Origin of the sequence: Thermococcus piezophilus, assembly GCF_001647085.1 — an archaeon.
GTDB lineage: Archaea > Methanobacteriota_B > Thermococci > Thermococcales > Thermococcaceae > Thermococcus > Thermococcus piezophilus.
Genome location: NZ_CP015520.1, coordinates 478,769 through 490,406 on the forward strand (window position 1 = coordinate 478,769; position 11,638 = coordinate 490,406).

General features: G+C 51.7%; 10 protein-coding genes. 6 read left to right on the top strand and 4 right to left on the bottom strand.

The annotated features are described in order from the left end of the window. The first annotated feature begins 86 nt into the window (after nt 1-86). Together A7C91_RS02695 and A7C91_RS11550 are read left to right on the top strand one after the other, a co-directional pair. Entirely contained in the window at nt 87-1,097 is a 1,011-nt protein-coding gene (locus A7C91_RS02695; RefSeq protein WP_234394438.1) for a hypothetical protein, read from the top strand. A 194-nt stretch (nt 1,098-1,291) separates the two neighbouring features. After that, a complete protein-coding gene (locus A7C91_RS11550; protein WP_234394439.1) occupies nt 1,292-1,483 on the top strand; it encodes a hypothetical protein in 192 nt (63 codons plus the stop codon). 24 nt (nt 1,484-1,507) lie between these two features. Here A7C91_RS11550 and endA read toward each other — a convergent pair whose 3' ends face one another. Beyond that, a complete protein-coding gene (gene endA / locus A7C91_RS02700) occupies nt 1,508-2,023 on the bottom strand; it encodes a tRNA-intron lyase (RefSeq protein WP_068664683.1) in 516 nt (171 codons plus the stop codon). Further along, on the bottom strand, nt 2,020-2,523 hold the full coding sequence (rimI, locus tag A7C91_RS02705; RefSeq protein ID WP_068664685.1) for a ribosomal protein S18-alanine N-acetyltransferase: 504 nt from the start codon (nt 2,521-2,523) through the stop codon (nt 2,020-2,022). The genes endA and rimI overlap by 4 nt, the downstream gene beginning before the upstream one ends. A 199-nt stretch (nt 2,524-2,722) precedes the next feature. On the opposite strand from rimI, the gene herA reads away from it, so the two are divergent. From herA to nurA, 4 genes are read left to right on the top strand one after another with little or no spacing between them, the layout of a single operon-like run. After that, nucleotides 2,723-4,483, top strand: a complete 1,761-nt coding sequence (gene herA, locus A7C91_RS02710) for a DNA double-strand break repair helicase HerA (protein WP_068664687.1) — start codon at nt 2,723-2,725, stop codon at nt 4,481-4,483. A gap of 9 nt (nt 4,484-4,492) precedes the next feature. Continuing rightward, nucleotides 4,493-5,863, top strand: a complete 1,371-nt coding sequence (mre11, locus tag A7C91_RS02715; RefSeq protein WP_068667377.1) for a DNA double-strand break repair protein Mre11 — start codon at nt 4,493-4,495, stop codon at nt 5,861-5,863. Continuing rightward, nucleotides 5,860-8,514 carry a DNA double-strand break repair ATPase Rad50 gene (rad50, locus tag A7C91_RS02720; protein WP_068664689.1) on the top strand — a complete coding sequence of 885 codons (2,655 nt, stop codon included), beginning with the start codon at nt 5,860-5,862 and terminating at the stop codon, nt 8,512-8,514. Before mre11 ends, rad50 begins: the two co-directional genes overlap by 4 nt. Nucleotides 8,515-8,516: 2 nt before the next feature. After that, complete coding sequence (gene nurA, locus A7C91_RS02725) at nt 8,517-9,848, top strand: DNA double-strand break repair nuclease NurA (protein ID WP_068664691.1); 1,332 nt, start codon at nt 8,517-8,519, stop codon at nt 9,846-9,848. Nucleotides 9,849-9,863: 15 nt separating this feature from the next. Here the strand turns inward: nurA and A7C91_RS11555 are convergent, their stop codons facing one another. Next, the gene (locus tag A7C91_RS11555; RefSeq protein WP_234394440.1) at nt 9,864-11,027 is read right to left on the bottom strand and encodes a hypothetical protein; all 1,164 of its coding nucleotides are present in this window, start codon (nt 11,025-11,027) and stop codon (nt 9,864-9,866) included. Nucleotides 11,028-11,031: 4 nt separating this feature from the next. Beyond that, nucleotides 11,032-11,622, bottom strand: a complete 591-nt coding sequence (locus A7C91_RS11560; protein ID WP_234394441.1) for a hypothetical protein — start codon at nt 11,620-11,622, stop codon at nt 11,032-11,034. Nucleotides 11,623-11,638: the final 16 nt, after the last annotated feature.

The following is an 11,638-nucleotide window of genomic DNA, read 5'->3' on the forward strand; positions in this document are numbered from 1 at the left end:
TCTTCATTATAAGCGATCTGTCAGTTTTTTGAATTTTAATAGTAAATTTTATAAGCTGACATAAAGTAATTGGCACATGACTTTCTATGGTGAGTAAGAAACCTTTGCTAATAGTGTTGATCCTCCTCGGAGGAACCGCGGCAGGGGCCTTGAGCTACACCGCAGGCAACGAAGACTCCGTAACCAGAATCCTTGGTTACGATGTATACAAAATAGAAGGCTCCGGTGATTACATCATCTACTATCCCCTCCCCAATGGGAGCATTAAAGTTCTCAGGAAAGGGGAAGCAGGAAAGCTCTTCCCAACCTTTGTGAAGGTGCCAAGGCAGGAATGGATTAGACAACTCTCGACGGGTGAAGAGGCTCTCTACGCCCCACCAACCCCTCTGATACTCTACGTTACCAGAGACGGAAACCTGGGGATCAAAAGCCTAACATCCAGCAGGGTTGAACTCGACGGAAAGGGAATATTAAACCTGAAGGGAGAGGTTGAAGTCATCGGCTCGTGCCCAAGGGGCTGGATAGACTTCGGAGGCAGATACTGCCTTAACCCCCAATGGGATCTGTACTTTGAAAGTAGGGCAAAATCAAAAACCTTCAACGAATGGGTCTCAGTGATGGGACTAAAAATAGAGAACAGAGTCGCAGAAGAGATGAATTTCGACTGGGTTCTCGTGCTCAGCAGGAGTACCTACAGCTACTGGACGATTGGAATTGACGTTGGGCCCTTCGCGGTGCTTAGCGTATCCAAGGGACACCACTTCGAAGGCTGGGCACTGGATATAGGCTATCATTCATTGGGGCCCTTGACAGTTAATTCAGACACCTGGGAAAGGTATCTTAACATCAAGGTGGAGTACATTGTGGCTCACGCTAAGGTTCCAGCGTACGACAAGCTCACGGGGAGGTATGTGGACATAGAGATGGCACAAACGTACCCGATCAAAATCCACAGCACCGGAAAGTATACGATAAGGGAGTCTTCCACAAGGGGCACCTACTTCACGGAGTCGCAGGGGAACAACCTTCCAAGGATCACCACAACCCCAGCATCTGGAACATCTCAAAAGAAGCGGAGTGGAAAAGGAAGTGGATAAGTGCCGGGAGTTGGGAGAGTGCCGTCTATGTTAGACAATCCCAAAGTGAGGTCTTCTCATCGAGCTCCAGCCTGAGCATCCCAATAGGCTATGCCGCCGGAAAGTACCTTGCGGGTATAAATCCCACCCTTGGAAAACTGGCCAGCGCGCTCAGCCTAACGTTTGGATTCCACAAGTACATGAACGCAGGTTCAATGGCATTATACAATGTCGAGGTCAAGCCCAAAAAGAGCTGCTACGCAATGTACAGCGTTCTTGGGGTGAAGGTAAATAGTTACGGGCCAAAGGTCAGCGTGCCGCTTGTGTTTGGCATTATAACCGACGGCAGATCCCCAGTCCCACCCTGTAATCCAAGAACAGGCATATGCATAAATTCTGACAACTAAGCTAGAGATCTCTTTCCTTTTTTTTCAGAACTTCACCCACTCAATCTTATAATACACGACATCGTTGTCCTCATCAACGATCGCCATGACCATGTTCTTCCTGACGCCATGGGCAACTCTCACGCGAGCCGTTATATCGTTAGGGCTGAAGCGGAGGTTCTCCGGGACGACCCATATCAGCCACTGGGAGTGCTCGTCCATTCCGCGCCGGTAAACCCTGAAGTGGGAGCCGAACTTAAGGGCCGACTTGACGACATAACCCCTGTCGCGCAGGTCCTTATAAACGAGGTACTTGATATCGAACTGGTCGTCTTTTTTCCGGCCGAGTTCAAAGAGCTCCTCAAAGGAGAGCTCTTTATCGCCGTCAAGAACCTTTATCTTACCCCTCTCCATCAGGTATGCCGCCTCTATGAGCGAAAGAAAGAGCTTCCCGTTGATGACCTCACCGAAATAGCGCTTATTGTGGAGCTGGTTTATTGCCTTCTCCCTCTCGCTGAAGACCCTGTCACCACTGAGCTTAAACTCTATCGGCCCCTTCAATTCCTCCCACCCCACTCGTCGGTCGGCATGAGCATGTAGTATGCATCCTCGCCGTCGGCGTAGTAGCCTATTATCCGCTTAATCCTCCTGAAGCCGAAGCGCTCGTAGAGCTTTATCGCCTTTTCGTTGCTCACGCGGACTTCAAGCCCTATGTAGCGCGCGCCCTTCTTTATTAACCTTTCTATCGCCTCGCTCAGAAGGGTGGAACCTATGCCGTTGCCCCGATACGCTGGATCAACCGCTATGCTCATTATGTGGCCCTCCAAATCAGGCCTGAGATAGGCCATCACGTAACCTATAACCTTTCCGTGGTACTCTGCGACGAGAAATGTGTCGGGATTGTTCTCGAGGAATACTAAAAAGACACCCCTCGGGTACTGCTCACGGAAGGAAATCCGCTCTATCCTCACTATGTCAGGCATGTCGAAGAGCTTGGCGGGCCTTATGACCACCCTTGATAGGGGGATTCTACCGCCCAGCTCCGTTGTGAAGACGCTCATGTTAGAATCTACGAGTCAAAGCTTTTAAGGCTTGAGGGAACTCTAAGCGGTGGCCACCCGGGCGTGATGAGCACTCTCGAACCTGACCCAGGGATGATGACCGGATTCCTGGCTGATTGCCGCCATTCTCCTCACTTCCACTATCCCGTTGAGTAAAACTTATAGCCTGGAAAAACCAACCTACTCGACAGGTGGTGTTATGCGGATTAAAGAAGAGGCCGTTGGAATAGTGACTGGTGAAGCGACCGTCAACTCATTCCAGTTTTATGCTCAGCCCGATGCCAATTTAAAGTTCGGAGACTTCGTCGTTGCCAAGCTCTGTAAAGAAGCGAAGGAGAGAAACTGCCGCTGGAGCGATGATGTCGAGTGGGTCATTGGAACGATAAGGGGACTGAAGAACATAAACTGGCTCCTCAGCGAAGGAAAAAGCACCTACCACTCCCTCCAACTGGACATATGGGAGTACGGTGAAAGCATAGGCGAGAACGAGGCTCTGATAGTGAACGTCCGCGTGCTTGGAAGGGTCATCATAAACGGTGAGCGAGCGGAGATTGTCCCCAACCGCGTGCCGATACCGAACGGCAACACCGTCTACAGGGCCAGCTCCGAGCTCCTTAAGGCAATCTACTACGGCGGCCCTGGATTCATCGAGGTCGGGAACCTTCTCCTGCGCGAGGACGTTCCCATATACCTCAACGCCGACGAGCTCGTCTCGAGGCACTTCGCAGTTTTAGCGGTTACTGGTGCGGGCAAATCAAACACTGTGGCGGTTCTCATAGGGGAGATAACCAACAGGCTCCGCGGAACGGTTGTGGTTCTTGATCCCCACGGCGACTACGTAAAGCTAAGGCTTCCTGAAACGGGTAGAAAATACGTCAAGCTAATAGAAGCCAAAATAATGCCCGAGGAAATGGACAGCGAGGAGCTGGCTGACCTAATCGAGATAGCGAGCAACGCGACAATACAGAGGGAGTTTTTAGCTAAAGCCTGGGAGACCGTCAAGCACGAAAACCCAACTCTCGGCGGAAGGGAGCTCATAGAGGCCCTTATGAGCACGATAACCGAGTGGATAATGAACCGCGCTGCTTATTTCTGGGACGAGGGGAAGGAGAGCTACATACCCGAGGAACTCAAGAGCGAGAGGATCGAAACGCTAAGGGGTGTCGTTTACAGGATAAGGCGCTTCCTGAGAAATTACGGCTCCCTACTAACAAGTGAGGATTTGATAGCCCAGATAGAGCCAGGAAAGGCCAACGTGATTGACCTCGGCCCGCTGGATGAGGGCCAAATGAAGGTTGTAGTTGGTAAACTCCTCGAGAAGATATTCGAAGCAAGGGTCGACTACGAACAGGCCAGAAAGAACATCCTCCGCCTGAGAGAAGACCTGAAAGAGAACCCCAACTCAAAGACGGCGGAGGAAATTAAGAAGTTCGAGAGCACGATGAGGGCGATAGAGAACAAGAGCCCGGCTTTGGCTGAGCCTATACTCATCATAGTGGAGGAAGCGCATATCTTCGCACCTCATGGTGAACACAACGACGCGGTGAGGATACTGAGCAGAATAGCGAGAGAGGGCAGGAAGTTCGGGGTGGGCCTTGGGATAGTAAGCCAGAGACCCAACAAGCTCAACGAGGATGTCCTCAGCCAGACCAACACAAAGATAATCCTCCGCATCGTCAATCCAAAGGATCAGGACTACGTCCTGAGGGCGAGCGAGCAGCTGAGTTCCGATTTGCTCGGAGATATAGCTTCCCTCGGCAAGGGTGAGGCCGTTATAGTAGGCCAAGCCATAAGCCTCCCGGCGCTCGTCAAGATACACAACTTCAAGGCCCTCGGTGGTGGCTATGGCGGGGAAGACATAGGCGTTGTAAGCCGCTGGAAAGAAAGGGCAGAGCGTGAGAGGCTCGAGAGGGAGAAAGAAAAGCTGTACGAAGAAGAGGAGATTGAGATAGACTTCTGAGGGATGGGAATGAAGTTCGCCCACATAGCGGACGCGCACCTGGGCTTTGAGCAGTACCGCCTTCCTTATAGGGCCGAAGAGTTCACCAGTTCCTTCAGGGAGGCAATAGAAAAGGCCGTTGAAGAGAGGGTGGATTTCATACTCATCGCTGGCGATCTTTTCCACCAGAGCAGGCCCAGTCCGGAGACGATAAAGGAGGCCATAGAAATCCTGAACCTGCCAAGGGAAATGGGTATCCCAGTCTTCGCGATAGAGGGCAATCACGACAGAACCCAGAGGAGGATCTCCACTTACCACCTTCTCGAAAGCCTTGGCCTGCTCCATCTTGTCGGCCTGCGCGAGGAGAAGGTCGAAAATGAATACATAACCAGCGAGCGCCTTGGAAATAAGTTCCTCGTCAAGGGCATCTTTGAGAAAGGACATCAGAGCATTGAAATCCACGGGATAAAGTACATGAGCGCGGCCTGGCTCGAAAGGAATAAGCTGAGCGACATATTCAAGCCAAAGGGAGATGCAATCCTCATGCTCCACCAGGGCATCAAAGAGCTCATCGAGAGGATGGTGGGTTTAATCCCAGAGAGCCAGCGCGACTACTTCGAGCTGAAGATGGAGGACTTACCAAAGGGCTACATCTACTACGCCCTCGGCCACATCCACAAGAACTTCGAAACGAATTACGATACTGGAAAGCTCGTTTATTCAGGTTCACTCCAGCGCTGGGACTTCAGCGACTATGAGATAAGATACCGCTGGGATGGAAGGGCATTCAGGGCAAAGGCCGGAAGCAAGAAGGGGTTCTACATTGTCGAGGACTTCGAGCCGAGATTCATCCCCCTAGAGATAAGGCCCTTCATAGACATCAAGATAGAGGCAGATGAGGAAACTGCCAAGAAGGAGATCAAGAGGCTGGGCGCCAAGATACCGGGTGAGGCCTTCGTGAGACTTGACCTGAAGTGGGAAAGACCCTTCGATGTCTCAGCGTTCCACGAGCTCCTGAAGGTTCGCTACATCTACATCAGGACGCGCTTCGAGAGGAAGCTCAAGGCCGGAAAGCCTAGAAATCTCCCGAAGCCAGAGGAATACTTCCTTCCAGTGGAGCTTAAGGCGATAGAGCTAACTAGAGAGAAGAAGTTCGAAGCGGTTGACGCCGTTGTTGAGCTTTTCCTCGGTGAGGGCTGGGAGGAGAGACCAAAGAAAAGGGCAGTTGAAAAGCCAAAAGATAGCAGGAAGGAAAAATCTGAGGAAAGAACCGGGAAAGTTGATAGAAAGGTGGAAGAGGGACAAGACGCACCGCCAAAGAAAGTCGAAAAGAAGGATAAACCCGTCAAAAAGCCAAAGAAAGGGGCCGACCTTCTCGCGTGGCTCGGTGGTGAAAAATGAAGGTTGAGAAGATTCTAATCAAGGACTTCCGCTCGCACAAGATTACAAAGGTGACCTTCACGAGCGGGATAAACCTCATCGTCGGCCAGAACGGCTCCGGAAAAAGCTCGCTACTCGATGCCCTACTGGTGGGTCTCTACTGGCCCGCCAAGCCCAAGGACCTCAAAAAGGACGACCTCCTCCGGATAGGCGGGACTGGAACGGAGATAACCGTCTTCTTCGAGAATGACGGGGTTAGGTATCAGGTGCACCGCAACATCACCAGGGGCATAGCCTTCGTCAAGTACCACGACGGAAGCTCCTGGAGGCCCCTTGAAAGCGGTCAGAAGCATGTCAGGGAATGGATGGAGAATGCCATCCCCTACGATGTCTTCGTCAACGCTATCTACATTCGCCAGGGGGAGATAGACGCCATCCTGGAGAGCGACGAAAGCCGTGATAAAGTCGTGAGGCAAGTGCTCGGCCTTGACAAGTACGAGAACGCATACAAAAACCTTCTCGAGGTCAGAAAGGAAATAGAAGGGCGGATAAAATCCATAGAGGGCTACCTCAAGAGCACCGAGAACATAGACGAGCTAATTAAAGGTATGGAGAAGGAGCTAGCCGAAACCCTTAATGCCATAAATGAACTCTCGCCGGAGATTCCAAAGCTGAGAAAAGAGCTCGAGAAAGTTGAAAAGAAACTTAAGGAGCTCGACGCCCTTGCAGAGGAAATCAACTTCTTCAGGCTGGAAGTCAGAAGAAAGGAAGGAAACGTAAAAGCCCTCGAAGCGAAGCTCCGGGAGCTGGAGAGAAGAATAAAGGAAAGCGAAGAGCGCGTTAAGGAACTCGAAGAGAAAGTCAGGGAACTCGAAGGGCTGAAGGAGAATGCAGAGGAATACCTCAGACTTGTGGACTTCAGGAGGAGATACGCCGAAGAGAAAGCCAAGAGCGAGAAGCTGGTGGAGAGCTATAAGGCCCAGATTTCAGGCATAGACGAGCGCCTGAAAGAGCTTGGGGCTCTTAAGGAGAAGCTCAAAGAGCTCGAAGAGAAACGGAGGAATCTCGAAGAGAAGCTCAAGAGCCTTGAAAAGAGCGCCAAAGCCTATGAAGAGGTCAAAAGCCTAACTACCAACCTTGAAAGGCTAAGAAAGAGACTTAAGCTAAAGCCAGAGGAGATTAAAAAGCTCGCCGAAGAGATAGAGCGTGCCAGAGCGAGAATGGAGGAGATAGCGAAGGAGCTCGAGGGGATAAGCTCGAGGAGAGGCGAGATAAAGAGCCAAGTCAAGGAGCGCAATAATGCCATTCTGGAGCTTAAAAAGGCCCGCGGAAAGTGCCCCGTCTGCGGGAGGGAATTAACGGAGGAGCACAGGAAAGAGCTTATGGAAAAATACACCCTCGAGCTTAAGGGGTTCTCGAAGGAGCTCCAGGCCCTCGATGAGGAGGAACTGAAGCTCAGGCGTGAGCTGGTCGAGATTGAGGTCATCCTCAGGAGGGAGCGCGAGCTCTTCTCCCAGAAAGAACTCCTGGAGCAGATTAAGGAGCTTGAGGAGAGGCTCAAAGAATACGACCTCGAAGAGCTTGAGAAAGGGGCGGAAGAATACGAGAAGCTGAAGAGCGAGCTGGACAGAATCGAAGGTGAGCTCAAGGGGATCAGGGAAGAGCTGGCAAAGGCAAGGACCCTCGAAAAGAAGAGGAGGATCATTGAAAAGAAGCTGGAAGATGTAGAAGACAGGCTCAGGAACCTCGAGGAAGGACTCGGGACACTTGGCTTTTCAAGCCTAGAGGAGCTCGACGGCAGGATCAAAGAGCTCGAGCCCGCCCACAGGAGATATTTCGAGCTGAAATCTGCCGCAAGTGAACTGATGAGGGAAAAGGAAAGGCTCGAGAGAAGCCTTAGGGAGCTCAAGATGACTAAGAAAACACTCGGGAAAGAGGCACAGGCATTGAAAGGTGCCAAAAATAAGCTCGAGGAGAAAGAAAAGCTCTACAGCGTCAAGGAGCACACCAGGCTAAGGGAAGACTTCACAAAACTGAAAGAAAGGCTCGCAGAAAAGAGGACCCAGCTCGAAGCACTGGAGGACAAACGAAACGAGACCATGGAGAACCTGAGGAAGCTCAAGGAAGAGAAGAAAAGACGAGAGGAAAAGGTCAAGGAGCTAGAAAGGCTGAAGAAAGCTAAAGAGCGGGTGCAGAACCTCAGGGAGAAAGTGAGGCATTACAAAGCGATGCTAAAGGAGGACGCCCTGTCCAAGGTTGGAGAGCTGGCGAGTGAGATATTCGAGGAGCTGACAGAGGAGAAGTACTCGGGCGTAACGGTAAAGGCCGAGGAAAATAAGGTCAAGCTCGGTGTCGTCTATGACGGAAAGGAATACGGCCTCGGTTTTCTCAGCGGCGGCGAAAGGATTGCCCTAGGCCTGGCCTTCCGCCTGGCGTTGTCTCTCTACCTCGCAGGAGAGATTTCACTCCTTATTCTCGATGAACCTACCCCCTACCTCGACGACGAGAGGCGCAGAAGGCTGGTCGACATAATGCAGCGCTACCTGAGGAAGATTCCGCAGGTCATAGTGGTCTCGCATGACGAGGAGCTTAAAGATGCTGCCGACAGGGTGATACGGGTAAGCCTCGAGAACGGCGTTTCCGTGGCAAAGGAAGTAGAGCTGGGGGTGTGAGAATGAGCTACAGGCTGATAGACAGGGCCAGTGTGGACAGGATCAAAGCGATACTCCAAAGGGGCTACGCGGAGGCACAGAACAAGCTGAAAGATATAGAGTGGCGTGAGCTTCCCAAAGAGAAGGTCAGAAGCACGGTTTACGCCATCGATGGGAGCCAGGGAAAGCAAAGGCTCAGCGGGACTATATTCTACGCCGTCTCATCCTATGCCTTTGGCAATGGTCCTCCCTACAGGCTCGTTTATACCAACGCGATGCTCTACAACCAGGGAATTTCAGATCAGATTATCCGCCTTCAGATGGGAACGCTTGAGAACAAGCTCGGCTATTTAGCAGGGGAGCTTGGGAAGGTTGACTACATTATGATGGACGGAACGCTGACCGGCTCGCTCACGAGGCCGCCGGTTTATCCGGAGAGCGTCAAGGACATAAACGCTCTCCAAGCAATACTCGATGAAAACTTTGAGCGTCTCGTGGACGATTTCTTGACCGAGCTGGAAATGCACTACAAATCCCTCCAAGAAAAGCTGAAAAATGAAAACCGTCTCTCCGAGGGCGTTATTCTTGCGGATGACTTTGTGGAGACATTTATGAAAAGATACCTCAAGAAGGGACTCATAGGTTACGCGAAAAAGGTCAAAATACCATCATGTGAAACCGCTCCAGAGAAAATACCAATACCTCTCGAATACCTTGAGAAAAACATAGGAAAGAAAGTGGAAGATATCCTCGAAGATGTGAAGAGGAAATTCTGTAGAACGATTGTCCTTGATGACATTAGAGAAGCCATACACGTCGTTCTGAGCTATCTCGAATATCTTTACTCCCTCGACAGGCTTTTGGAAATGGATCTTGTCTACATTGCAAAAAGCTTCTACAACAGAAGGATAACCCAGAGACTCGGAATAGACGTCGTTGACGTTCCGTACCTGGATGCTTACCTTCACATGAAGTTTGAAGGAGAAATAGCTGGGTATTATGCTTTCCCCGAAAAGGTCAAGGTTGAACACTCTATTCCAGACGTTTTAGAGGGTCGTTTCAAAAATATAGAAGACGCATTAGACAGGGGAGTCAACATGGCCTACATCAGAACCATGAAAGGTGGCGTCATCTACCTCCTCCAGAGCAACGAACCCATAAACGATGAGCTCCTGAGCAGAATCCTCTGGCACGAGAGCAACGGCTACTTCAGACCCCTCCAGAGAGCGCACGAGGGGGTGAAGATCGAGAAGAGGGCCTTCGAGGCCGAGCTTGCTGCCCTGCTGAACATAATCAAGAGGGAGTCACCGGAGCTTAGGGTCTTTCTCAAATACGGAAGAAGTCCGCTGGAGTAAAAGCAGAAAAAGGTGTCAGGAAACCGCCTCGCTGAACTCCGCGAGCAGCTCAGCGTAAGCCGAGTCCAGACCCCCCAGGTAGGCTTTTATTTTTCTACTCGTTCCCCACCTGTCCTGACCAGCTAGGACTATCACGACCTGCCCGTTCTTCCAGACATTGGTCTTGATGAACATCCCGGCCTCGCCGTTTATTATCGCGTTCTGCTCCTCCAAGCTTAGAGCCTGCTGCACATAGGAACCAACGCCGTCGTAGGCCTCCGGGCCACCGAGGATTACAACTATTGGGCTTTCTTTGTATACCTCAAATTCGTTGGCAGTGACGCACTCCACAGAGAGGCCAAGGGCCTCAAGCTGGGAAGCGAGCAGGTCCCCTCTTATGTCCCAGCCTATATCGTTGGCGAGCACGACGTCCTCAGGGGCAGGAAGCGGCTGGTAGTCAATCGTCCAGTTAATAAGCTCCTCGAGGATGGAGAATTCTGCATCTCCTCCAGCTTCAAGCTCGAGGGAAGTGTAGACGGCCCGGTATTCACCATCTCTCCTCAGTATACCGCTGTAATCCTCGGTGTATGTAAGGAGCGCTGGCAGGTACTTCTTCACCGCGTGGAGGAGCCTTATGCGCTCCAAGACTGGCCTCTCAAGAGTCAGATTGACGGACGAGTCTCCAAAGCCCAGGGAAATACCGTCGTCCGAGAGGCTCATCCCGGTGAGGATTTCGGCTAGGGGCATAGATGCCGCAAAGGAGAAGTTGAACGTCAGCCTGGTCAGGTTGGCCATGCTCTGTCCCATCTCGCACATCCTCAAGCCGTTCTCATTGGCGAAGCGCATCACGCTCCTCTTCGCTATTCCGAACTGGAGGGATGGGAGGACGTACTGCCAGCCGGCGGCAGAATAGACATTGGTCTCGAGCTTGCCTCCAGCGAACGGGCCGTCCCTCAAAAGGACGAGGAAATAGCCCGTACTGATGTAGGGAATTACAGCTGGAACATCAGTCAGGTTAAAGACCTTCCTGGCGCTCTCCGCTATGGGAAGAATCTCAAGACCAACCATCTTCGCAAGGCTCGGCTCTTCCCAGCTCTCGAGGCTTCCGATGTGCTGTGAGTTCAAGGCATCTAGGAGGCTTCCGTGGGTGAATATAAGGCCCGCGTGGTTGGCTTTGAGGTAGCCCTCGAGAGCAACCATCTCGTCAGCTGAGAGGCCTCACTCGGGAAGCCATAGGTTGGATGGGGATTATCACCTCGGGCTTGAACTCGCAGAGGGCTTCAATGAGCTCCCCGGGAGAGACGATCCTGATGTTGTAATCCTCAGAAAGCATCTCCCAGTGGTGCTCGCTCAGCATCCAAGGGCTTATTTTTGTCAGAGGCTCGGCTATGGCCTCGTAGTCAGAGAGGTTGTTGTGGTAGAACTCGCTGGAGCTGTTGAACTGCTCAATGAGCGAGGGTAGAGAGCGCTCGAAAGCCATGGTCTCGACGGATGGATCAACGATGATAATCTTTGGCCCGAAGGGATTGACTACGTAGTAGGCATAGACGGGTCTGACGGATACGTGGCCCTCGACGTCGATGACCTCTATCTTGAACTCAATCTTAGTGCCCGGTGCCCCAGCCGGAAGGTTGAACTTGCGGTAAAAAACATAGAAGTTCTGGCTCTCATCGTAGAAACGGTCTATTATAGACTGATAAATCGTCCAGTTCTCTCCGGCTGCTGTCTTTACATAAGCGGGTTTCCATCCACCCCCCGTTGATCCTGTAGTAGGCCGTGATGTTCTTGATGCCAAAGTCCTCGGCGATGTA

Bases quoted from the DNA above. Each gene is read 5' to 3' on its own strand.
- A7C91_RS02695 (WP_234394438.1), top strand. From the start codon at position 87: ATGGTGAGTAAGAAACCTTTGCTAATAGTGTTGATCCTCCTCGGAGGA.
- A7C91_RS11550 (WP_234394439.1), top strand. From the start codon at position 1,292: ATGGCATTATACAATGTCGAGGTCAAGCCCAAAAAGAGCTGCTACGCA.
- rimI (WP_068664685.1), bottom strand. From the start codon at position 2,523: ATGAGCGTCTTCACAACGGAGCTGGGCGGTAGAATCCCCCTATCAAGG.
- herA (WP_068664687.1), top strand. From the start codon at position 2,723: ATGCGGATTAAAGAAGAGGCCGTTGGAATAGTGACTGGTGAAGCGACC.
- mre11 (WP_068667377.1), top strand. From the start codon at position 4,493: ATGAAGTTCGCCCACATAGCGGACGCGCACCTGGGCTTTGAGCAGTAC.
- rad50 (WP_068664689.1), top strand. From the start codon at position 5,860: ATGAAGGTTGAGAAGATTCTAATCAAGGACTTCCGCTCGCACAAGATT.
- nurA (WP_068664691.1), top strand. From the start codon at position 8,517: ATGAGCTACAGGCTGATAGACAGGGCCAGTGTGGACAGGATCAAAGCG.
- A7C91_RS11555 (WP_234394440.1), bottom strand. From the start codon at position 11,027: ATGGTTGCTCTCGAGGGCTACCTCAAAGCCAACCACGCGGGCCTTATA.